Annotated in this window: 15 protein-coding genes; 12 read left to right on the top strand and 3 right to left on the bottom strand. The window is 48.0% G+C overall.

The features are described from left to right. Window positions 1–128 precede the first annotated feature (128 nt). The 4 genes from BUA56_RS00075 to BUA56_RS00060 are packed head-to-tail and all read left to right on the top strand — an operon-like array spanning window position 129 to window position 5182. Window positions 129–1475, top strand: coding sequence for an efflux RND transporter periplasmic adaptor subunit (locus BUA56_RS00075; protein ID WP_072848078.1), 1347 nt, complete (start codon window positions 129–131; stop codon window positions 1473–1475). Then, entirely contained in the window at window positions 1472–2152 is a 681-nt protein-coding gene (locus BUA56_RS00070) for an ABC transporter ATP-binding protein (RefSeq protein WP_072848076.1), read from the top strand. The genes BUA56_RS00075 and BUA56_RS00070 overlap by 4 nt, the downstream gene beginning before the upstream one ends. Continuing rightward, on the top strand, window positions 2149–3915 hold the full coding sequence (locus tag BUA56_RS00065) for an efflux RND transporter periplasmic adaptor subunit (protein WP_072848074.1): 1767 nt from the start codon (window positions 2149–2151) through the stop codon (window positions 3913–3915). Before BUA56_RS00070 ends, BUA56_RS00065 begins: the two co-directional genes overlap by 4 nt. Window positions 3916–3928: 13 nt before the next feature. Beyond that, window positions 3929–5182 (top strand): ABC transporter permease, encoded by a 1254-nt coding sequence (locus BUA56_RS00060; RefSeq protein WP_072848072.1) that lies wholly within the window; start codon window positions 3929–3931, stop codon window positions 5180–5182. 49 nt (window positions 5183–5231) lie between these two features. Here BUA56_RS00060 and BUA56_RS00055 read toward each other — a convergent pair whose 3' ends face one another. Beyond that, window positions 5232–5867 carry a lactate utilization protein gene (locus BUA56_RS00055; protein WP_072848070.1) on the bottom strand — a complete coding sequence of 212 codons (636 nt, stop codon included), beginning with the start codon at window positions 5865–5867 and terminating at the stop codon, window positions 5232–5234. A 187-nt stretch (window positions 5868–6054) separates the two neighbouring features. On the opposite strand from BUA56_RS00055, the gene BUA56_RS00050 reads away from it, so the two are divergent. The 7 genes from BUA56_RS00050 (at window position 6055) to BUA56_RS00020 (ending at window position 19964) form a co-directional block, all read left to right on the top strand. Next, entirely contained in the window at window positions 6055–6930 is an 876-nt protein-coding gene (locus BUA56_RS00050; protein WP_072848068.1) for a DegV family protein, read from the top strand. Window positions 6931–6940: 10 nt separating this feature from the next. Next, the gene (gene argS / locus BUA56_RS00045; RefSeq protein WP_072848066.1) at window positions 6941–8707 is read left to right on the top strand and encodes an arginine--tRNA ligase; all 1767 of its coding nucleotides are present in this window, start codon (window positions 6941–6943) and stop codon (window positions 8705–8707) included. A gap of 267 nt (window positions 8708–8974) precedes the next feature. Then, on the top strand, window positions 8975–10831 hold the full coding sequence (locus BUA56_RS00040) for a protein kinase domain-containing protein (protein ID WP_072848064.1): 1857 nt from the start codon (window positions 8975–8977) through the stop codon (window positions 10829–10831). Beyond that, window positions 10828–11925 (top strand): hypothetical protein, encoded by a 1098-nt coding sequence (locus tag BUA56_RS00035; RefSeq protein ID WP_072848063.1) that lies wholly within the window; start codon window positions 10828–10830, stop codon window positions 11923–11925. The genes BUA56_RS00040 and BUA56_RS00035 overlap by 4 nt, the downstream gene beginning before the upstream one ends. 150 nt (window positions 11926–12075) lie before the next feature. Next, the gene (locus BUA56_RS23955) at window positions 12076–13611 is read left to right on the top strand and encodes a CPBP family intramembrane glutamic endopeptidase (protein WP_072848061.1); all 1536 of its coding nucleotides are present in this window, start codon (window positions 12076–12078) and stop codon (window positions 13609–13611) included. A gap of 295 nt (window positions 13612–13906) precedes the next feature. Continuing rightward, window positions 13907–18457: a glutamate synthase large subunit gene (gene gltB, locus BUA56_RS00025; RefSeq protein WP_072848060.1), complete on the top strand. Its 4551-nt coding sequence runs from the start codon at window positions 13907–13909 to the stop codon at window positions 18455–18457. Between the two features lie 13 nt (window positions 18458–18470). Further along, on the top strand, window positions 18471–19964 hold the full coding sequence (locus BUA56_RS00020; RefSeq protein ID WP_072848058.1) for a glutamate synthase subunit beta: 1494 nt from the start codon (window positions 18471–18473) through the stop codon (window positions 19962–19964). Window positions 19965–20024: 60 nt separating this feature from the next. Here BUA56_RS00020 and BUA56_RS00015 read toward each other — a convergent pair whose 3' ends face one another. Further along, the gene (locus BUA56_RS00015) at window positions 20025–20876 is read right to left on the bottom strand and encodes a helix-turn-helix transcriptional regulator (RefSeq protein WP_072848057.1); all 852 of its coding nucleotides are present in this window, start codon (window positions 20874–20876) and stop codon (window positions 20025–20027) included. 176 nt (window positions 20877–21052) lie between these two features. Here BUA56_RS00015 and gnpA point away from each other — a divergent pair, with 176 nt between their 5' ends. Then, window positions 21053–23218, top strand: a complete 2166-nt coding sequence (gene gnpA, locus BUA56_RS00010) for a 1,3-beta-galactosyl-N-acetylhexosamine phosphorylase (protein ID WP_072848055.1) — start codon at window positions 21053–21055, stop codon at window positions 23216–23218. A gap of 131 nt (window positions 23219–23349) precedes the next feature. On the opposite strand, the gene BUA56_RS00005 is transcribed toward gnpA, so the two are convergent. After that, window positions 23350–23545: transposase (locus tag BUA56_RS00005; protein ID WP_072848054.1), on the bottom strand; the 196-nt coding region annotated here is incomplete at its 5' end.

Genomic DNA, 23545 nt, shown 5'->3' with positions numbered 1-23545 from the left:
AATTAAAGAATATTTAAGAAAATTACATAGAGAAGTTAATAAGACTTTGCTATACTGTATAAAATATTTTTGTTTATCCTAAATTCACAGTGAAATATATTAAATATAAGGAAGATGGAGGATGATGTATGAAAAAGAAAATCCTAATTGCGGTGTCTGCAGCTGCAGCCGTATGTGTGATAGCCGGGGCCTTCTGGCTGCTTCGGGGAAGGGACAAGGGGAAGAATACAGACGAGCTGGTGTATGTGGAGAAGGTCTCTGATCTGATGGGACTGGGCAGCGGCATGGGGAACCCCGGAAGGTTCTCCGGTGTGGTAGAATCTCAGGAAACCTGGGAGATACAGCAGAAGCAGGACAAAACCATCAAAGAGATATTGGTGGAAGTGGGGGAAGATGTAGATGTGGGAACGCCCCTTCTGACTTATGATACCGCAACCATGGAGACTGACTTAAAGCAGGCGGAGCTGGAACTGGAACGCTTTGACAACGATATTACAAACCTGAACAATCAGATTAAGCAGCTGGAAAAAGAGAAAAAGGAAGCCAGTGATGATGAAAAATTATCTTACACAACCCAGATTCAGACGGCTCAGACAGACATAAAGAAGACGGAATATGAGAAAAAAAGTAAGTCAGTTGAGATTGAGCAGATGAAGGAACAGATTGCTAATGCTACGATAACCAGTGAGATAAAAGGTGTAGTAAAATCCATCAACAATGGAGAAAGCCAGGATATGACAGGAGGGGAAAGCCAGGCGCTTATGACCATTCTTGCCACTGGGGATTTTAGGATCAAGGGCAAGGTAAACGAACAAAATCTCTCAGCCGTGACAGAAGGGGAACCGGCAATCGTCCGCTCCCGTGTAGATGACAAGCGGATATGGAACGGGACTTTTGGGAAGATTGATGTGGACAATCCTGCTTCCAGCAACAATTCCGGAATGTATGGCATGGGGATGTCTTCTGAGGGTGCCTCGGATCAGTCAGCCTCTACTTCCTATTATTTTTATGTGGAATTAGAGTCCTCCGACGGACTTCTTCTGGGCCAGCATGTCTATATAGAACAGAATGCCGGACAGGAAGAACAAAAGGAAGGGGTATGGCTGGATGCTTCCTTTATAGCAGATCTTGACAGCAAACCATACGTATGGGCAGATAACGGCAAAGAAAAGCTGGAAAAGAGAAGCGTGGTGCTGGGCGAGTTCGATGAAGCGATGAATCAGTATGAAATTAAAGACGGACTGTCCAGGGAGGATGCAGTGGCGTTCCCCCAGGAAACTCTGAAGGAGGGAGCGCCTACTACGGACAGCCCTGCCGCTTTGATGAATGAGGGCGATATGTCAGCACCTGCAGAGGGGGACATGCCTGTGGAAGAAGGAATACCTTCCGACGAGGGAATGCCTTCCGAGGAACCCATACCTTCGGATGATATGACCGAAAGTCCGGACGGAGAGGAAGGTGCTGTCGCCCAATGATACTTGAGTTAAAAGAAATCTGTAAAGATTATATGCAGGGCAAGATGACAATCCCTGTGCTTAAAAATGTAAACTTCACCATGAAAGAAGGAGAATATACGGCCATTATGGGGCCTTCCGGCTCTGGGAAAACGACTTTGATGAATATTATCGGATGCCTTGATAAAGCTACCAGCGGAGCTTTCTTCCTGGATGGAGTAGATATTAACAGTTGTTCAGACAACGCCATGTCAGATATCCGTCTGAATAAGATAGGGTTTGTTTTTCAGAGTTTTCAGCTTCTGCCCAGGCAGAGTGCTCTGGAGAATGTGGAGCTTCCTCTGAGTTATGCAAGCGTTGGGCGCAGAGAGAGACGGGAAAAGGCGATCGCCGCGCTGACCCGCGTTGGGCTGGAGGACAGAGTGGACTTTAAGCCTACTCAGCTTTCCGGCGGACAGAAACAGCGGGTTGCCATTGCCCGGGCTATGGTCAATAATCCAAAGATACTGTTGGCAGATGAGCCCACCGGTGCGCTGGACTCCAGATCCGGGGAACAGGTCATGGAACTTTTCGGACGCCTGAACCAAGAGGGGGTTACTATCTTAATGATTACCCACGATGCGGGGATTGCGTCTTATGCCCAGCGGGTCGTAACCATCAAAGACGGTATCCTGGCGGAAGAGGAGGGCAGAGAATGAAAAAGAGACTGGTCTTAGTGATAGGGGGAATCGCAGGAGTCTGCGTGGCAGCTGTGGGTATCTGGCTCGGCTACGGCAAAATGAGTAAATCAACGGTAAAGGTATACAATGTCAGTGATTTGGCCCAGGGCTACTGGGGAGATCCCATGAGCCTTAACGGAATGATCTCCTCCGATGTCTCCCAGGATGTACATCTGACGGACAAGCAGATTGTAGAAGAGGTTTACGTGAGTGAGGGAGACCAGGTAGATGTGGGCGACCCTTTGCTCTCCTATGATATGACCCTTGTGAATATAGAACTGGAAGTTGAAAAACTAAATAAAGAAGGGATGGAGATCCAAAAGAAGGGAACGGAGCAGGAAATTGAAAAGCTGAAGAAGCAAAAGCCTGTGCCGGAATCCTCAAAAATTTCTTCCCCGGGGAAAGACGAGACAGAAGGCGCAGCCCAAACCACATCCTTCTCAGGGGTGAGCGGCGGATTTACCCGTCTCTCCGGAAGCTCTGCAATGGAGCCAAAGACAGGTGCACCGGGAGAAGAAGACAAGGGTGAAAAAGAGCCCGGGACAGGAACACCGGATCCGGGAACACCAGACCCGGGACAGGAACCCGATAAGGAGGAACCGCCCAAAGAAGAGGTCAAGACAGAGGCTTTGGAGCGCATTGATGAGCATTCCAAGCCCTACAAAGGAAGTGGGACAAAAGAGGATCCTTTTGTCTATCTGTGCAAAGAAAATCCCATTCTCATGGGTTCCCTTCTGAACATGCTGGGAGGCTTCGGGGAAGGTGATACCAAGACACTTCCCGAACAGTATGCCCAGTTGGAAATACGGGAAGGTGATACGGTGGACGGACTGCTTTTGACGGCCCTCTACCTGGATGGAAGAAAGATTGTGGAAAAATGTATGCCGGAGGAAGAATATCAGATCCGCCTCAGTGCCGTAAAGGGAGAAGAGCCGGAAGAGAATCCTAAAGGAGATGAATTTTATGATATCGGCGATGAGATTCCCCAGGATGATATCATTGCGGGCTATACCAAGGCAGAACTGGAAAAAGCGATCCAGGAAAAACAAAAGGACCTGAAAAAGCTGGAGCTGGATATCAAAGAAAGTGACCTGAAAATACAGAAGATCAGCGGCAAGCTGGAGAATCAGACCATTAAAAGCACGATTAAAGGTACGGTGAAAGCGGTAGGCGATCCTGAGAAGGGTGAAACAGACGGCAAACCATTTATTCAGGTGGTAAGCAGTGAAGGCCTTTATGTAAGGGGAAGCATCAGTGAGCTTCTTTTGGATAAAGTAAAGCCGGGACAGATGCTGACGGGAAGCTCGATGGAGACAGGGACTCCTTTTGAGGCGGAGATTAAGGAAATTTCCCCGTATCCGGCCAGCAGCAACTATTTTGGGGGCGGCGGCAACAGCAACGTATCTTACTATCCTTTTACTGCCTATATTGCCCAGGCAGAGGGATTAAAAAATCAGGAATATGTCAGTCTACAAGCTGAGATAGACACCGGTGCAGGTGCGGATGCCCTGTATCTTCAAAAGCCCTTTGTGAGAACGGAGGACGGGAAAAGCTATGTATACTGTTCTGTCAAAGGAAGGCTGAAAAAACAGGAGATCATCACAGGCAAGACGCTGTGGGGATCTCTCATAGAGATAAAAAGCGGCCTCACAAGAGAGGATAAGGTAGCCTTTCCCTATGGAAAAGGGGTAAAGGAGAATGCCAGAACAAAGGATGCGTCCATTGATGAACTTTATTATTAGGAGGAGGTAAGTTATGCTGGAAAACATAAGATTGTCCTTTCAGGGCATCTGGTCACATAAAATGCGCTCCTTTCTGACAATGCTGGGCATTATCATAGGAATTGCATCTATTATTTCAATTGTTTCAACTATTAAGGGAACTAACGAGCAGATCAAACAGAACCTGATTGGATCTGGCAACAATACCGTGGATGTAACACTGAATCAGGGAGATTATCCCTATGAAATGGGATATAATGATATTCCTGCAGGAGTTCCTGTGATCACTCCTGAGGTAAAAGAGGAAATCCTGAATCTGGATGAGGTGGAAAAGGCTTCTCTGTATCAGAGCAGGACCTATGCAGATGGGATTTATTATCAGAACAATGGCCTGGAAGGGGGGAAGGTACTGGGGATTGACAAAGATTACCTGGATACCTGCGGATACCAAATCATTCAGGGCAGAGGGTTTACGGAGAAGGACTACCGACAGTTCGGAAAAGTGGTTCTTTTGGATGAGGACTCCAAAAACAGTCTGTTCCAGGATGAACAGCCCTTGGGGAAGACCGTAGAGATACAGGGTGAGCCTTTTACTGTGGTCGGTGTGGTAAAGAAAACCAATGCTTTTGAGCCGGTGATTAATTCTATGGAGGATTACTATAATTATAATCAGGAGAGCAGCGGTGTGGTGATGATGCCCGATGCCGCCTGGCCTGTGGTATACCGATACGATGAGCCCCAGAATGTAATTGTGAAGGCCCCGGACACGGAAACTATGAGCAGTGCAGGCAGAAAAACAGCGGATCTGCTCAATGGGTATCTGTTTGACAGCACCGGAGAGATTAAGTATAAAGCGGCAGATCTATTGGAAAAAGCCAAAAATCTCCAGGAAGTCAGCGCTAATACAAACCGCCAGCTTCTCTGGATAGCCAGTATCTCTCTTTTGGTAGGGGGGATCGGTGTTATGAATATCATGCTGGTATCTGTGACAGAACGCACCAGCGAGATTGGTCTGAAAAAGGCGATAGGTGCTCGGAAAAATAAGATTCTTGCACAGTTTCTGACAGAGGCCGCGGTACTTACCAGTATCGGGGGGCTTCTGGGAATCCTTGCAGGTGTTGTTCTGGCCCAGGCAATCTCCAAGATGTCTCAGACGCCGGTTGCCATCAGCCCTCCGGCCATCGTGGGCTCGGTAATTTTTTCTATGGTGATCGGAATTGTCTTCGGACTTCTCCCTTCTGTGAAAGCTGCAAATCTGAATCCGATAGATGCACTGCGCAGAGAATAGGAAAGACCTCTGCCCCGGGAAAATATCCTGAGGGCAGAGGTTTCTGTGCTTAAAAGCCGTAATCTTCCCCAATGAGAACCACTTTGATTCTGCCGGGTACCATGGAACGTCTGGTAATGACAAGATCGGAACAGATACATCCGTCAGACAGGCAGTCCTGACAGGTTCCTGTTACGGAACAGGGCGTCTTTACGCCAACCCGGAGACTGTTGGGCGGTGCAGCAGCATTTCGGACTCTATGTACACCGTCTTCTATGGTTTTTACCACCTTATTCATACCGGCCGCTATCACTACATGCTCGGGACCGTGGCAAAGGCAGGCAACCCGGTTGCCGGCACCGTCTATGTTGATAAGTTCGCCGTCTATAGTGATGGCGTTGCTGCTCATCAAAAAGTAATCAGCCATTACGATTTTGCCGTAAAGCGCCCGCTTCTCTTCCGGAGTCTTTGCGGACATTCGGTCAATAAGTTCATAGCCGCACCCCTGGAGCCCTTTCAGAATGCCTGCCTCTGCTAAAGTTTCTGATCCGCCCCAGGTTACCGAGGAAGCTTCCGGGATTAATTCCCGGATTTTTTCTACGGCGGACTCTGCAGTCGGACAGTAGAAGCCCTCCATGTTTCGCTTTTTTAGATTTTTTATCAGTGTTTCTGCCGTATTGGCGTAGGACTGAGCTTTGTATGACATATAAAATGACCTCCTTTCTTCAGATAGTATCATTGTACCATATTTTTTTGATAAACAATGGAAGTTTTAGAAAATGATTTGTCATATTTGGCTGGTTATGCTAAAATGAAATGTAACGGCTAAAAACCGGTTCGCTTTCGATCAGTACGTTGAATACGATAATATAAAAGGAGTGGTACAAGGCCATATGAAAAAAACAGCAATCGTAACAGATAGTAATAGCGGCATTACCCAGTCCCAGGCTGGGGATTTGGGAATCTATGTAATTCCAATGCCCTTTTATATCGACGAACAGCTTTATCTGGAGGATATAACACTGACACAGAAGGAGTTCTATCAGAGGCTGGAGGATGATGCTGAGATCTTTACGTCGCAGCCTTCTCCAGCGGACGTAATGGAGCTTTGGGAGAAAATATTAGAGGATTATGAAGCAATTGTCCACATCCCTATGTCAAGTGGGTTAAGTAATTCATGCCAGACTGCACAGGCACTGGCTAAAGAGTATAACGGCAAGGTCCAGGTGGTGAATAACCAGAGAATATCAGTGACGCAGAGGCAGTCGGTTTTGGATGCCATTACGCTGGCAGCTGCAGGCAGGTCTGCGTTAGAGATACGGGAAGTCCTGGAGAAGGAGAAGGCCGAGTCAAGCATCTATATCACGGTAGAATCTTTGAAATATCTGAAAAAGGGAGGCAGAATTACACCTGCCGCAGCCGCCATAGGAACGGTGCTTAACCTGAAGCCTGTCCTGCAGATTCAGGGAGAAAAGCTGGACGCCCTGTCTAAGGCAAGAGGCAAAAAACAGGCGAAAAGAACCATGGTTCAGGCGATGAAAAAGGATCTTGAGGGAAGATTTGCAGCGTATGCCCAGTCCGGTTTGATGTGCCTGGAAGCTGCCTATACAGGAAATCAGGAGGAAGCCCTGGAATGGAAGAAGGAGCTGGAAGCTGCTTTTCCGGGGATGCCGATTCATATGGATCCCCTCTCCTTAAGTGTTGCCTGCCATATTGGTTACGGAGCACTGGCGGTAGCCTGTGCAAAAAAAGTTGAGATAGAATTGTAGTGGAGGAGTTATGAAAAAGATACTGGAACTAATTGAAAAAGAATTGAGACAAGCGTTTAAGGCAGCAGATTATGATGAGACATATGCCAGGGTGACCATCTCTAACCGTCCGGATCTGTGTGAATATCAGTGCAACGGTGCAATGGCTGCCGCAAAACAATATAAAAAGGCTCCCATTAAGATCGCCGGCGATGTGGTAGAGCAGCTAGGGGAAAGCCGGGTGCTTAAGCAGGCAGAAGCGGTGCCTCCCGGTTTTATCAACCTGAAAGTCAGCGGGGAATTTCTGTCAGAGTATCTCAATGAGATGCTAAGAGACGATCATCTCTCTGTAGAACAGACAGAAAATCCCAAGACGGTGATGATCGACTACGGCGGTCCCAATGTTGCAAAGCCGCTGCACGTGGGCCATCTTCGATCCGCAATTATCGGGGAGAGCCTGAAACGCATGGGGCGTTTTTTGGGACACAAAATGATTGGGGATGTACATCTGGGGGACTGGGGCCTTCAGATGGGACTGATTATCACCGAACTGAAAAAGAGAAAACCAGAGCTGGTGTATTTCCAGCCTGATTATACAGGAGAATACCCCGCAGAACCTCCGTTCACCATCAGTGAACTGGAAGAGATTTACCCTGCTGCCAGTGCATATTCCAAAGAGCATCCGGAATACAAAGAAGAAGCTATGGAGGCGACCCATCAGCTGCAGAATGGGAATCTTGGATATAAGGCTCTGTGGAACCATATTCTGAACGTCTCAGTCAGTGATTTGAAGAAAAACTATGAAAAGCTGAATGTAACCTTTGATCTGTGGAAAAAGGAATCCGATGCCCAGCCCTATATACCGGAGATGGTTGCGTATATGAAGGAAAAAGGATATGCACACCTGGATCAGGGAGCGCTTGTGGTAGATGTGAAAGAAGCGTCTGACACCAAAGAGATCCCTCCCTGTATGATCCTGAAGTCAGACGGGGCATCTCTGTACAATACTACAGATCTGGCAACCATTGTAGAGCGGATGAAACTCTTTTGTCCGGATGAGATCATTTACGTTGTGGACAAACGCCAGGAGCTGTATTTTACACAGGTCTTCCGGTGTGCGAGAAAGACAAAGCTGGTAAAGGAAGAAACAGGATTAAGCTTCCTTGGATTCGGGACTATGAATGGAAGAGACGGGAAGCCTTTTAAAACAAGAGAAGGCGGTGTAATGCGGCTGGAGACCCTAATCCGGGAGATCAACGAGGAAATGTATAAAAAAATCGTGGACAACCGCAGCGTAAAAGAAGAGGATGCCAGAGGGACGGCCCAAATTGTGGGCCTGTCAGCCATTAAATATGGAGATTTGTCGAACCAGGCATCCAAAGACTATATCTTCGATGTGGAGCGATTTACTTCCTTTGAGGGGAATACAGGTCCGTATATTTTATATACAATTGTGCGGATTAAGTCCATTCTTGGCCGGTATCAGGAAGAGGGAGGCGACTGGAAGCAGGGATGTATCAAAGCTCCTGCAAATGACTGCGAAAAAGATTTGATGCTTACGATTTCCAGGTTTAACAGTGTGGTGGAGAACGCTTACGAGGAGAAAGCGCCTCATAAGATATGCTCCTTTATCTACGATTTGGCCAATGCGTTTAACCGTTTTTACCATGAGACAAAGATTCTGGGGGAGGAAGATACCGGGAAAAAGGCCTCCTGGATAAGACTTTTAGTACTTACCAGAGATGTGCTGGAGACTGGTATAGAGCTTCTGGGATTTTCGGCTCCCGAGAGAATGTAGCACAGGAAAGAATACAGGGCGGACAGAACTGCCGAAACAGCGGTTCTGTCTGCTCTTTTTGCTAAGAACATACAGTTAAGCTGCAAATGCAAATTCATACTTGATATTTGCAGCAGATTGTACTATACTTGAATCACATTCAAGATCTTAAGTATCTATTTTTTTCAGGCAGATCCGCCATAATTCCATTTTTTATATGTTTAAAAGAGAAGTGAGATTTCTCTGCTAAGGGTAAGCACAGGCAGCGGCAGAGGACAGACCTAAGCGGTGTGCAGACAGAGAGGGGGAGGCACTATTGCATCACTGGGAAAGATATTAGATTGCAGATACCGGATTATACAGCTGATAGGCGAAGGGGGAATGGGAAAGGTCTATCTGGCTTATGATCTCAGACTGGAGAAGAACTGGGCTGTAAAAGAAATAGAAAGCAGCAGGGGATGCGTGCTCCGGGAGAGGGATGTGCTGAAGAAGATGAAGCACCCTGCCCTTCCCGGCATTGTTGATATTATAGAGGAGAGCGGGTATACCTATCTTGTAATGGATTACATTTCAGGAATTAACTTAAAGGAGCTCTGCAGAGCGAAAAAAAAGATTCCCGAGAAGACAATCCTCCGGTGGGGAATAGAGCTCTGCGATGTATTGGACTACCTGCACAGACAGAAACCGCCTGTTATATACCGGGATCTGAAACCGGAGAATCTGATCATTGGAAATAAAGGAAAACTGTTCCTTGTAGATTTTGGCATTGCGCTGGTTGCAGGCAGACATTCGGCAGAGGATCGGTTAGGAACCAAGGGATATGCAGCCCCGGAGCAGTACCAGGGGAGGGCTGCCGTACAGTCAGATATCTATGGACTGGGTATGGTTCTCGGAGAACTGGTTAAGTGCGGAAGATATCAGGGAGAGGATCTCTGCGCCCTGGAACGGATTGTGGGAACGTGTACCAGAAGAAACATCATGGAACGATATCAAAGTGTCCGGACAGTAAAACGCAGGCTCACCAGACTTCTGTACAGAAAGAGGCAGATAGGGCTGCTGTCGGCGGCTGGGGCGGCATTTGTAATGGCAGGGTGTCTGCTTCTTCTCCAACAGGAGGTAAACATGCAGAAGCAGGAGCAAGCATACCAGGAAGCACTCGAAACAGGAGCCCGGCAGGAGAAGGATGCCGTGCAGGCCTATGAGAGGGCTGTCAAAATGAAACCTGAGAGGGAGGAAGTATATCTGGCTCTGCTGAACACCTATATAGCCAGGGGAGAGACAAAGGCGGGAATCCAGAGAATACGGGAACTGGCCGAAAGGTACGAGAAAAGACTGCCCCGGGAACACAAGCTGTGGACAGAGATTGGAAGGCTTTATTTCAGAGGCAGCATCCGGGATCCCTATTTTTCGGCAAATTATAAAAAGGCTGAGGAGTATTTTTCTATGGATCCTAAGGATTCCCGGGAAAAGCGCAGTTATCTGAATCTGTGCCGTATCTTTTCCTGTTACAGCGATGAGATTTGCTGGGAGGAGGCCGGAGAAGCACTGGAATATCTGTGCGGCCTGCTTGGGGAGGAAGAGAATCCACTGGCAAAAGCACAGGGATGTATGACTCTGTGCGGCGTTTATTTTTCTTACGAAGAGGAGCTGGAAGAATATCTTGAGAAACCGTGGGAGCAGGGGATTGCCCTGGCAGAGGAGGGGGCAGAGTCGCTGGAGCATTGCCGGGATCATATTCTTTATCCTGTTTATGCCCGTGAATTCTGCCTGCTTATAGGAAAGGCATATGAGTGCAGAGGGCGCTGGCAAGAGGCAAATTCTCAGTATGACAAAACCCTTGCTTACCCCATGTCAGAAAAGGAACAGGTTAAGATACGGCTGATGACTGCCTTTAACTGCCGTATGGAGGGGGACTGTGTAAAAGCCGGAACAATCTATGAAAAGCTGCTGCAGGACTTTCCGGAGGAGGCGGAGCCTTACTGTGCCTACAGTCTTATGGCTTTGATGGAGGAAAAGGACAGGAAAAAGGCAGAGGAGATTCTGGACAGGGGGAAAGGAGTCAGGGGAATCCGGGAGAACTACAGTTACAAGCTTCTCACAGAGCGTTTAAAAGAATCGGGAGAAGGAAAGGAGCGACAAGAATGAAAAAAGACTGGGGACTGATGATAGCTGCTATAGGGATACTGCTTCTGCTTCCGCAGCCTGTTATGGCAGGGGAATCGGGTGCCGTGGGGCCGGATGGGCCGCCCATTACGCTAAAGCCTGGAGAACGGTGGACGAGCCCGTGGGCAGGCCATGCAGAGATTCTGGATACCGGAAAGCTGAAAAGCCGGGGAGACGGAACCCTGGAAGCGGTAGAGCCGGGAGAGACAGAGATCATAGTAAGATATACGGTCAGGATAGAAAATAAAGATTCGGAAGAACCTGCCATTGAGGCGGAAGAAAGGACCGAAGCGGAAGCACCGGGGAAGGAGGACGCAGAGGAGGAACTGCACAGTATAGGAAGACCTTATGAGGCCCAGGACTCTTCCTGTCCGGTTCTCACTCTGAATAACCTGGAGGATATGTCCTCCAATGCCTGTGCGGTGGAGCCTCAGATTATAGTTGAAGACGACCATCTGGACACCGGGTTTCTAAGGATTGAATTGCAGGGAAAGCGCCAGGGGACACTCACACCGGTATTTGCCCGGACAGAAGAGGCGTGTCGAATGACCTTGTCTTTTGCACCAATTACGGAGGATGACGAGTATACGCTGCGTGTGGAAGCAAAAGATCTCTTTGGCAATTGTACAGAAAAAACCTGGATGTTTACGGTGAATCAGAATGGAACCAGATTTTACTATAACGGGGAGGGAGAGAAAGTTACTTACTCAAAGGAGTTCGTCCCCAGAATCCAGTGGGAGAATCCGGACGAAATTCAGGTTGTATCCTGTACCGTGAACGGCAAAGAAGTCCGGTGTACCATCAAAGAGGGGGAAATCTATGTGGACAGGGAAGCCCTGGAAACCGGCAAAAACAGAATTGTACTTGTTGTAAGAGACGGAGCAGGAAATATTACAAAGATGGAGCCGTGGGAATTTATGATAGAAGAGGAGGAAGAGGAACCGGACGGCGGCATACAGGAAGAGGAGCCGGTGGAACAGGAAAGCCAAAAGGCTTTTCCCTGGGAAGGGGTTTTCCTGATCAGCGGGAGTTCTCTGCTGTTGGCGGAACATAGGAAAAAAATCAGAAGAACCTAGCCTGCTGGGGTTTGTATCCGGGAATTAACTGTGCTATAATGTATTCCATTAGCAACACTTCATTGATACGGAGATCTAAGATGCAGCCGTACTCTGTGAAATAACTGAGCATGAATAGAAACAATATACACACAGAAAGATTGGGATAGCATGTGGAATACAATATTATTTGATTTGGACGGCACACTGACAGACTCGGCCGAGGGAATTACAAAGAGCGTTCAGTATGCTTTGGCACATTTCGGAATTCAGGAAACCGATTTAAAGAAGCTGGAGTGCTTTGTGGGACCTCCTCTGAAGGAGCAGTTTATGAAATACTGCGGGTTTAGCGAGGAACAGGGGCAGGAAGCTGTCCGGGTATACCGGGAGCGGTACAGCACGATTGGCATTTGGGAGAACCGTGCATATAAAGGAATAAAGGAGATGCTGTCAAAGCTCTGCACCAGGGGATACACGCTGGGAGTGGCCTCCTCCAAGCCTACCCACTTTGTCAAACAGATCCTGGAACGGTTTGAACTTCTGCCGTACTTTGAGGTAGTGGTGGGAAGTGAACTGGATGGGAGCAGAACCGATAAGGCAGAGGTGATAGAGGAGGCCCTGAGGCAGCTTAAGATCAGAGAATACCGCCAGAGAGTTCTGATGGTAGGGGACAAAGAACATGATGTGAACGGAGCAAGAAGGGCCGGGATCCCCTGTGTAGGCGTAGCCTACGGCTATGGCAGCAGGGAGGAACTCCTGAAGGCCCAGCCTTTAGCCATTGTCTATTCCGTCTCTGAGCTGGCCGCCTTTTTGATAGACGGCAGGCTGGAAAGACAGGACGCGGTAAAACCACAGGAAACCGGGCAGAAGGACAGGCTGGATCTGCACAGAGGAAGGCCTCTGCTTAAGATATGGAGGGTTTTGTACCCTGTAGGAATACATTTCGCTGCCAGCATTGTGGCTTCTCTTATAGTGATTGTGCCAATGACTGTGTATGCCCTTATGGGGGGAAGCGGCGGTGCAGACGCGGTGAGCACCATTGGGCTTACGGGGCTGATGGAGATTCTTGCAATCCCCTTTTTGCTGTATTTTATGAAAAAAGACCGCATTCTCCGCGGAAGCCTGGGCGCGGAAGGAATAAAAATAAAAGCTTCTCCTGTCCTTGTACTCGTCCTGCTGTTTGCGGCAGCTGCACTCTCTGATCTGCTCAGCCAGGGAATGGCAGTGCTTCGGATACCGGATCTTTTTCCGTACTACGGGGAGATGACGGATGAGATGTACGCACAGAGCAGTTTTTGGGCGGTTCTGGCAGTCGTGGGAGTGCTGGCTCCGATCGCTGAGGAGATGGTATTTCGGGGACTGGTGTATGCCAGAGTGAAAGACTACCTGGGGGGCAGATGGGGCATCCTTCTGTCGGGGTTCATCTTCGGGATTTATCACGGCAATATGGTTCAGTTTATTTTTGCTTTCTGTCTTGGGTGCTGGTTTGCCTGGCTGTATCAAAAATCCGGCAACCTGCTGATTCCAATTCTGGCTCACGTTGCAGTGAACGTATGGTCCTGTATTCTAACCTATATTCCGTCAGATTCAGGCTTTTGGACCTGGTATCCGCTTTTGATGGTTGCTGAGATACTAATTGCAGTGTGGGGCTGCTATTTTCTCAGTCAAAGCTATAGGAAAACTGGAAATTCCAGTCAGACAATTTAGACACAATTTTAAAAATGAGACAATTCACAGAGCCGTGGATTGTCTTTTTTTATGTTCACAGCGAATTAAAATGGGTGAATTTGTCTTGATTCACATATAAATACACGGTTTAAAACATTAAAAATCAGATAATTTTATTTTAAATGATTTTATATCTAATTATCTGACGATATATGGGAAAAACCCTATTTACAGGTTTTAAAAAATGTAGTATATTTAGTGCAGTGAATTGCTAAAGATAAAAAGCGGCAGGCAGGTATGCTGCAGGAGACAAAAAAGAAAGGATGGATGTAAGATGCAGAAAACAACGAATAACCCGGAAGTCCAGGGCTTATATGAACCCCGGTTTGAGCATGACAATTGCGGTATTGGTGCAGTTGTGAATATCAATGGTGTAAAAACCCATGGCACAGTCGCCAATGCGCTGAAAATTGTAGAAAACCTGGAGCACAGAGCAGGCAAAGATGCGGAGGGAAAGACTGGTGACGGAGTCGGAATCCTTCTGCAGATATCCCATAAGTTCTTCCGCAGGGCGTGCAGCGACCTTGGTATCCGGCTGGGAGAAGAAAGAGACTACGGCGTTGGTATGTTTTTCTTCCCTCAGGACGAGATGAAAAGAAATCAGGCGAAAAAGATGCTGGAAATCATAGTAGAAAAAGAGGGACTGGAGTTTTTGGGCTGGAGAACAGTTCCAACGGTTCCGTCAGTTCTTGGGCATCGGGCCGTGGAGTGCATGCCATTTATTATGCAGGGCTTTGTGAAGCGTCCTCAAAATGTGGACCAGGGTCTGGAGTTTGACAGAAAGCTGTATGTGGTGCGGAGAGTATTTGAGCAGAGCAATGAAGATACTTATGTGGTTTCTTTTTCCAGCCGTACCATTGCCTACAAGGGGATGTTTTTGGTTGGGCAGCTGAGAACCTTCTTTACAGATCTGCAGAGTGAAGAGTATGAATCCGCCATTGCCCTGGTGCATTCCCGATTTAGTACCAATACCACTCCCAGCTGGGAGAGAGCGCATCCCTACCGGCTGGTGGTACATAACGGAGAAATCAATACGATCCGGGGAAACGCAGATAAGATGCTGGCCCGGGAAGAGACCATGGACCACGGTGCCATGAGCAGAGAACTTCACAAAGTCCTGCCGGTAATAAGCGCAGAGGGTTCGGATTCTGCCATGCTGGACAACACACTGGAGTTTTTGGTGATGAGCGGTATGCCTCTTCCTCTGGCGGTCATGATTACCATTCCGGAGCCGTGGGCCAACAACAAAACGATGTCTCAGTCCAAAAAAGATTTTTACCAGTATTATGCGACGATGATGGAGCCGTGGGACGGACCGGCGTCTATTCTGTTTACAGACGGTGATATTATGGGAGCGGTGCTGGACCGCAACGGCCTGCGTCCTTCCCGCTACTACATTACGGAAGACGGATATATGATACTTTCCTCAGAGGTAGGTGTTCTGGACATTGCCCCCGGAAAAATCGTACAGAAGGAGAGACTGCATCCGGGCAAGATGCTCCTCGTAGACACCAGGGCAGGCAAGGTGTTCTCGGATGATGAGTTAAAAGAATATTATGCCTCCAAGCAGCCCTACGGTGAATGGCTGGACAGCAACCTGGTGGAACTGAGGGAACTGAAGATTCCCAACCAGAGAGTCCCGGAATACACGGATGAAGAGAGAATGCGTCTGCAGAAAGCCTTTGGATATACCTTTGAGGAATACCGCACATCCATTCTGAATATGGCACGAAACGGCAGTGAAGGAATTGGGGCTATGGGAATTGACACTCCTCTGGCCGTGCTTTCTAACGCACATCAGCCTCTGTTCAGCTATTTTAAGCAGCTGTTTGCCCAGGTTACCAATCCGCCTATTGATGCAATCCGTGAGGAGATTGTGACATGTACTTCTGTATATGTGGGAGAGGACGGCAATCTTCTGGAGGAAAAGCCGGAGAACTGTAAAGTGCTGAAGGTGAATAACCCTATTTTGACTAATACAGATTTGATGAAAATCAAAAGTATGAAGATAGAGGGCTTTGCCGTTGAAGTACTCCCCATTACGTACTATAAAAACACCAATCTGGAAAAAGCCATTGACCGTTTATTTGTGGAAGTTGACAGAGCACACAGAGACGGCGCCAACATTATAATTCTCTCAGACAGGGGAGTCGATGAGAATCATGTTGCGATTCCTTCCCTTCTGGCTGTGTCTGCAGTCCACCAGCATCTTGTAAAAACAAAGAAAAGGACTTCTCTGGCAATGATTCTGGAATCCGGAGAGCCCAGGGAGGTGCACCATTTTGCAACGCTTCTGGGCTACGGTGCCTGTGCCATTAATCCATATCTGGCCCAGGAGACAATCCGGGAGCTGATTGACAATCATATGCTTGACAAAGATTATTATGCGGCAGTCAATGATTATAATGACGCAGTACTCCACGGGATTGTAAAGATTGCCTCCAAGATGGGCATCTCTACCATACAGTCCTATCAGGGAGCGCAGATATTTGAGGCAGTCGGCATCGACCAGACTGTGATTGACAAATATTTTACCAACACTGTGAGCAGAATCGGGGGCATTACCCTGGAGGACATTTCCAGGGAAGTGAATGAGCTTCACAGCCAGGCCTTTGATCCTCTGGGACTTAAGGTAGACACAACCCTGGACAGCATGGGAAGACATAAAATGCGCCGCGGGGGGGAAGAACATCTGTACAATCCCCAGACCATCCATCTGCTCCAGGAAGCCACGAAAAACGGAGATTACAGCCAGTTTAAAGAGTATACACATCTCATAGACAATGAGGAACGGATGGGTACGCTCAGAGACCTGATAGACTTTAAGTATCCCAAAAAAGGGATCCCCGTGGACCAGGTGGAGAGTGTGGAATCCATTGTAAAAAGATTTAAGACCGGAGCCATGTCTTACGGTTCCATCTCTAAGGAAGCACACGAAACGCTGGCAATTGCCATGAATACCCTTCACGGCAAATCAAACAGCGGAGAAGGGGGTGAGGACTACGAGCGACTGGTAACAGGAAAAGACGGCAAAAACCGCTGTTCTGCTATTAAGCAGGTGGCATCAGGCCGTTTCGGAGTGACCTCCAGATATCTGGTCAGCGCCCAGGAAATTCAGATTAAGATGGCGCAGGGGGCAAAGCCGGGGGAAGGCGGACACCTGCCCGGAGGAAAGGTATATCCCTGGATTGCCAAGACCAGGCATTCAACCCCTGGGGTGAGTCTGATCTCTCCCCCGCCCCACCATGATATCTATTCCATTGAGGATTTGGCACAGCTTATCTATGATCTGAAAAACGCCAACAAAAATGCCAGAATTTCTGTAAAGCTGGTATCCGAAGCCGGCGTGGGCACAGTCGCAGCGGGTGTTGCCAAGGCCGGAGCCCAGGTTATCCTGATTTCCGGCTATGACGGAGGCACCGGAGCGGCCCCCAGAAGTTCCATCCACAATGCGGGTCTTCCCTGGGAACTGGGGCTTTCTGAGACCCACCAGACTCTGATACGAAACGGACTGCGCAATAAAGTTGTGATTGAGACAGACGGCAAGCTGATGAGCGGCCGTCATGTAGCCATTGCCGCTATGCTGGGGGCGGAAGAGTTCGGCTTTGCCACGGCACCTCTTGTCACCATGGGATGTGTGATGATGCGTGTCTGCAATCTGGATACCTGCCCGGTAGGCGTGGCGACACAGAATCCGGAGCTTAGAAAGCGGTTCCGGGGCAAACCAGAGTATGTCATTAACTTTATGCGGTTTATTGCCCAGGAGCTGAGGGAGTATATGGCAGAGCTTGGCGTCCGCACAGTGGATGAATTGGTGGGGAGAACCGATCTGCTGAAAGTAAAGGATACAATACAAAACGGTAAGGCATCAAAAGTTGATCTTGCCAGAATTCTGGATAACCCCTACGCTTCTCCGAAGGCAAAAGTAACCTTTGACCCCAGGCAGGTATACGATTTCCATCTGGAAAAGACAGCGGATGAAAGGATTCTTATGAAACGCCTGGGAGCTGCGCTGGAAGACAGGCAGAAAAAGAGTATAGAAGTGGATGTGTCCAACACCGACAGGGCCTTCGGAACTATCTTCGGGGCTGAGATAACCAGGAGATACCAGGACAGCCTGGACGAAGATACTTATACAGTGCTCTGCCACGGAGCAGGAGGACAGAGCTTCGGCGCTTTTATCCCCAAAGGGCTGACCCTGGAGCTTGAGGGGGACAGCAACGATTATTTCGGAAAAGGACTTTCCGGGGGCAAGCTGATTGTGTATCCCCCCAAGAGCGTTCAGTTTAAGCAGGATGAAAATATAATTATCGGCAACGTAGCTCTCTACGGTGCCACCAGCGGCAAGGCTTATGTAAATGGCGTGGCCGGAGAACGCTTCTGTGTCAGAAATTCAGGGGCAATTGCAGTTGTGGAAGGCGTAGGTGACCACGGGTGTGAATATATGACAGGAGGCCGTGCTGTGATTCTTGGAAAAATCGGCAAGAACTTTGCCGCAGGTATGAGCGGCGGCGTGGCGTATGTGCTGGACGAGGACAGCGATATCTATACAAAATTAAATAAACAGATGATCTCTGTGTCAAGGATCACATCCAAATACGATGTGCAGGAATTAAAAGAAATGATTCAGGATCATGTTACCTGTACCAATTCGGAAAAGGGAAAAGAGATTTTGAATAACTTTGGAGAATATCTCCCCAAATTCAAGAAAATTATACCTCATGATTACAGCCGTATGCTTCAGACGATTGTGCAGATGGAGGAAAAAGGGCTGAGCAGCAAACAGGCACAGATTGAAGCATTTTATGCCAATACCAGAAGATAGGAGGGAAAAGAAGATGGGAAAACCAACTGGATTTTTAGACTATAAAAGAAAAACATCAGATGCAGAAGCACCGGAAGAAAGAATAAAACATTTTAATGAGTTCCATGTTCACCTTCCTCTGGAAGAACAGCAGCTCCAGGGGGCCAGGTGTATGGCCTGCGGGGTGCCTTTCTGTCAGTCGGGAATGATGCTGGCGGGGATGGCCTCCGGCTGTCCGCTCCACAATCTGGTGCCGGAGTGGAACGACCTGGTGTATCTGGGCAACTGGAAGCAGGCATACCGGCGCCTGAAAAAGACAAATAATTTTCCGGAGTTTACTTCCCGGGTATGTCCGGCTCTCTGTGAGGCGGCCTGTACCTGTAATCTGGACAGTCAGCCCGTATCCACAAAAGAAAATGAATATGCAATTATTGAAAAGGCGTATGAAGAGGGATATGCAAAGGCCAATCCCCCAAAGGTCAGAACCGGTAAAAAGGTGGCTGTTGTGGGGAGCGGTCCCTCGGGTCTGGCAGCTGCGGATCAGCTGAACAGCAGGGGGCATTTTGTGACGGTATTTGAACGATTTGACAGAATCGGAGGTCTTCTCAGGTACGGCATACCTAACATGAAGCTGGACAAATCCGTGATTGATCGGAAAATCGCAGTCATGGAGGAGGAAGGGATAGAGTTTGTCACAAATGCAGATATCGGCAAAAACTACAAGGCAGAGGACCTTCTGAAAAACTATGACAGGGTAATACTGGCCTGCGGCGCTTCCAATCCCAGAGACATCAGCGCACCGGGGAGAGATGCCAAGGGAATTCACTTTGCGGTAGATTTCCTGAGGGCTGCCACGAAGAGTCTGCTGGATTCGGAATTTGCAGACAAAAAGTATATTGACGTGAAGGGAAAGAACGTGGTTGTCATCGGGGGAGGTGACACCGGCAATGACTGCGTGGGAACTTCTATCCGCCTGGGAGCTGCCAATGTGACACAGCTGGAGATGATGCCGAAGGCCCCGGATGTGCGGGCAGCGAATAACCCGTGGCCGGAATGGCCAAAGATCTGCAAGACAGATTACGGGCAGGAGGAAGCCATTGCCATGTTCGGTCATGATCCCAGAATCTATCAGACAACAGTAAAAGAATTTGTGAAGAATAAAAAAGGAGAGCTGGAAAAGCTGATTACGGTAAAACTGGAGAGCAAAAAAGACGAGAAAACAGGGCGCATGATTATGGCCCCCGTAGAGGGCAGCGAACAGGAGATGAAGGCTGAGATAGTACTGATCGCAGCAGGTTTTCTGGGCGCTCAGAAGTATATTGCCGATGCTTTTAAGGTTGAACTTTCCCCGCGGACGAATGTGGCCACCAGGGAAGGGGAATATGCCACTAATGTGCCTAATGTATTCACAACGGGGGATATGCACAGAGGACAGTCCCTGGTCGTATGGGCCATCCGGGAAGGCCGTGAGGCAGCCAGAGAAGTGGATATCAGCCTGATGGGATACTCTAATTTATCGGTGCAGTGACGAAATAATAAAAAGGAGAAGAAATCTGTTCCCTGGATTTCTTCTCCTTTTTTTGCTGAATCAGGATTCCTGCAGCATTGTTTTTCCATTTCGGTGCTTCTTTCGATACAGATTCGGGGTAACGCCCGCATATTTTTTGAAAGACTGAGAAAAGTAATTAGAGGAAGAAAACCCGGTCATATGGGCAATCTGAGTAATACTGTAATCGGAATTCTTCAGAAGCTCCTTGCTGTTCAGGATTCTCCGCTCCAGGAGATAGTTAATGGGTGAGGTCTCATAGGCCTTTGAAAACATATGGGACAGATAAAACTTGTTCAGGTGGGACAGCTCCGCCAGGGAATCCAGGGTAAGGGAATCCTGGTAGTGGGTATCAATATACTCTTTCACAAACTCGCACTCAGCCGGAATATCTTTGGGGGCGGCCAGTGAAAAACTGTCGCCGGTTATTCGCTGGGTCCGCAGAAGAAAAATCATAAAATAATGCTGGCAGATCTGCTCATAGGAACTCTTTTTGTGCTTTACCTCATCCAGCATAGTCTGAAGCAGGGGAAGAATACTGCTTCTGTGGTTCTGGAAATCATAGATGTGACAGTCCAGGGTGTCGGAGAAAAACTGAAATCGGAGATTCTCTATCCCCAGGGCTATGTAGACCAAAGGCTTGTCAGTAGATGACTTTTCTGTGTGCTTTACATTGGGATTGATGATAATTAAAGTGTCTTTGCAGATGGGAAACTGGTGTGATTCCGTGCAGAAATATCCGCTCCCTTCCACCACATAGAATAATTCTGCAAAGCTGTGGGTATGGAGCAGGCTGATCCAGTCCTTTCCATAAGAGGAAGAGGAAATATATAATAAACGTTCAAGAGGCTGACGGTTGTAGACCTCAGCCATGGAATACTGTACATGTGCCATAGGGAACTCCTTTAAAAAATAATAGTATAATTATAGCATTTTCAGTGGTGAAAGACAAGATATATAACTTATTGAGCAACAATGGAGTTGAAGGCAGAAAACTATTTTTTTATACTGAAATTAATCATGTAGATCTAGTAACAGAATGCAGAAACGGGAAGGTAAGGAGAGAAACTATGGAAGAGTATGGTTTTGGAAGAGTGACAATACCAACGGATATGGATATTGTACAGGAGACAAAAGAAGTGGTAAACCGCTGGGGGGCGGATGCGATTCGGGACTGCGACGGGACAGATTATCCGGATGAATTAAAGAATATCGGAGTTAAGGTATACTCAACCTATTATACGACCCGGAAGGATAATGAGTGGGCAAAAGCGAACCCTGAAGAGATCCAGCAGATGTATATTATGACTTCCTTTCACAATGCAGAGAAAGAGAAGCTCAGCATTCATTTAATGGATCATCTCTACCCGGATATGCTGAAGGTGAACACCCGGGATGACATAAAAAGATGGTGGGAAGTCATAGATCGCACCACAGGAGAAGTGGTATCTTCGGACCAGTGGAGCTATGACGAAGAATCCGGCTGTGTTGTCATAGAGCCTGCCAGCCTTTTTCACGAGTATACCGTGAGCTTTCTGGCCTATATTATGTGGGATCCGGTTCATATGTACAACTCGGTCACAAACGGATGGAAGGATGTAGAGCATCAGGTGACCTTTGATGTGCGGCAGCCCAAGACCAGAGCCTATTCTATGGAGCGGCTGCGTCGTTTTCTGGAGAAGAATCCTCATGTGAATGTCGTGCGCTTCACAACGTTCTTCCATCAGTTCACCCTGATATTTGATGAACTTGCCAGAGAAAAATATGTGGACTGGTACGGGTATTCTGCATCGGTCAGCCCTTATATACTGGAACAGTTTGAACAAGAGGCAGGCTACAGGTTCCGCCCGGAATTTATTATTGATCAGGGATATATGAATAACACCTACCGGATTCCTTCCAGGGAATTCAGGGATTTTCAGGACTTTCAGCGCAGAGAGGTAGCCAAACTGGCAAAAGAAATGGTTGACATCACCCATGAATACGGCAGAGAAGCTATGATGTTCCTGGGGGATCACTGGATTGGCATGGAACCTTTTATGGAAGAATTCCAGAGCATTGGCCTGGACGCTGTGGTGGGAAGTGTGGGAAACGGCTCCACGCTCCGTCTGATCAGTGATATACCAGGGGTAAGATATACAGAGGGAAGGTTCCTTCCGTATTTCTTCCCGGATGTCTTCCACGAGGGAGGAGATCCGGTGAAAGAGGCAAAAGTGAACTGGGTAACTGCCAGGCGGGCGATCCTCAGGAAACCCATCGACCGGATCGGCTATGGGGGATACCTGAAGCTGGCCCTGGAGTTCCCAGAATTTATGGATTATGTGCAGAGCGTGTGTGAGGAATTCCGGCTTTTGTATTCCAATATAAAGGGAACCACTCCATACTGCATCAAAAAAGTGGCTGTCCTGAACTGCTGGGGAAGAATGCGTGCCTGGGGCAATCACATGGTTCATCATGCGCTGTACTATAAGCAGAACTATTCTTATGCAGGCATCATAGAGGCTCTGAGCGGTGCGCCTTTTGCGGTTGAATTTATCAGCTTTGACGATATCCGCAGGGATGAGCATCTGCTGGATGACATTGATGTTATCATCAATGTGGGAGATGCCGGCACAGCATACAGCGGGGGTGAAAACTGGATCGATGAGAAGATCATCACAGCTGTCAAAAAGTTTATCTACCAGGGAGGCGGTTTTATCGGAGTGGGGGAACCTGCCGCTTATCAGTGGGAAGGCCGGTTTTTCCAGCTGGCCACGGTAATGGGGGTTGAAGAAGAAAATGGATTCAACCTGAATAAGGATAAGTATAACTGGGAAGAACATGCACACTTTATCACAGAAGACTGCCGGGGTGACATTGACTTTGGGGAGGGGAAGAAGAATATATTTGCCCTGGAGGGAACTACAGTGCTAAAACAGATTGACAAAGAAGTGCAGCTGGCAGTGAATTCTTTTGGCAGGGGAAGGAGCGTCTACATCAGCGGGCTTCCTTACAGCTTTGAGAACAGCAGGCTTTTGTACCGGGCTGTACTGTGGGCGGCGTCAGACGAAGCAAACATCAGACACTGGTTCAGCACCAATTATAATGTAGAGGTGCATGCCTATATTAAAAATCACAAATACTGTGTGGTAAACAATACCTATGAGCCCCAGAGTACGGTGGTGTACCGGGGAGACGGCAGCAGCTTTTGTGCAGAACTGGATGCCAATGAGATTATCTGGTATGAGATAGAGTAAGGGGCTGTGAAAAAATGGAGTTGCTCTAACTCCATTTTTTCAGCCCCTCTTTATTTTGTGGAAAGCGTAAGAAAAAAGCAGTAAAAAGCGCATAATCCCCCTTACCCCAACAAACGTGCGCTCTTTCTTCTTTAAGCCACTTCCCGGAGTCTCATCTGCTTATTATAGATTTTATAGAGATTATGGCCGATAGAAACAAGAAATATCTCTACTCTTACCGAATCCAGTCCTCTTCTTACAATTCGCTTATACCTTCGGTCGTATTTGATGATTCCAAATGTCCCTTCTGCCTGGATGGAGCGGTTCATGCGGAGCAACGCCCCATGG

Source organism: Lactonifactor longoviformis DSM 17459, assembly GCF_900129135.1.
GTDB classification, from domain to species: Bacteria; Bacillota; Clostridia; order Lachnospirales; family Lachnospiraceae; genus Lactonifactor; species Lactonifactor longoviformis.
This window is presented reverse-complemented; position numbering and strand designations above follow the sequence as displayed.

Excerpts from the sequence above, each read along its gene's own strand:
- BUA56_RS00075 (WP_072848078.1), top strand. The coding sequence starts at position 129 with ATGAAAAAGAAAATCCTAATTGCGGTGTCTGCAGCTGCAGCCGTATGT.
- BUA56_RS00070 (WP_072848076.1), top strand. The coding sequence starts at position 1,472 with ATGATACTTGAGTTAAAAGAAATCTGTAAAGATTATATGCAGGGCAAG.
- BUA56_RS00065 (WP_072848074.1), top strand. The coding sequence starts at position 2,149 with ATGAAAAAGAGACTGGTCTTAGTGATAGGGGGAATCGCAGGAGTCTGC.
- BUA56_RS00060 (WP_072848072.1), top strand. The coding sequence starts at position 3,929 with ATGCTGGAAAACATAAGATTGTCCTTTCAGGGCATCTGGTCACATAAA.
- BUA56_RS00055 (WP_072848070.1), bottom strand. The coding sequence starts at position 5,867 with ATGTCATACAAAGCTCAGTCCTACGCCAATACGGCAGAAACACTGATA.
- BUA56_RS00050 (WP_072848068.1), top strand. The coding sequence starts at position 6,055 with ATGAAAAAAACAGCAATCGTAACAGATAGTAATAGCGGCATTACCCAG.
- argS (WP_072848066.1), top strand. The coding sequence starts at position 6,941 with ATGAAAAAGATACTGGAACTAATTGAAAAAGAATTGAGACAAGCGTTT.
- BUA56_RS00035 (WP_072848063.1), top strand. The coding sequence starts at position 10,828 with ATGAAAAAAGACTGGGGACTGATGATAGCTGCTATAGGGATACTGCTT.
- BUA56_RS23955 (WP_072848061.1), top strand. The coding sequence starts at position 12,076 with ATGTGGAATACAATATTATTTGATTTGGACGGCACACTGACAGACTCG.
- gltB (WP_072848060.1), top strand. The coding sequence starts at position 13,907 with ATGCAGAAAACAACGAATAACCCGGAAGTCCAGGGCTTATATGAACCC.
- BUA56_RS00020 (WP_072848058.1), top strand. The coding sequence starts at position 18,471 with ATGGGAAAACCAACTGGATTTTTAGACTATAAAAGAAAAACATCAGAT.
- BUA56_RS00015 (WP_072848057.1), bottom strand. The coding sequence starts at position 20,876 with ATGGCACATGTACAGTATTCCATGGCTGAGGTCTACAACCGTCAGCCT.
- gnpA (WP_072848055.1), top strand. The coding sequence starts at position 21,053 with ATGGAAGAGTATGGTTTTGGAAGAGTGACAATACCAACGGATATGGAT.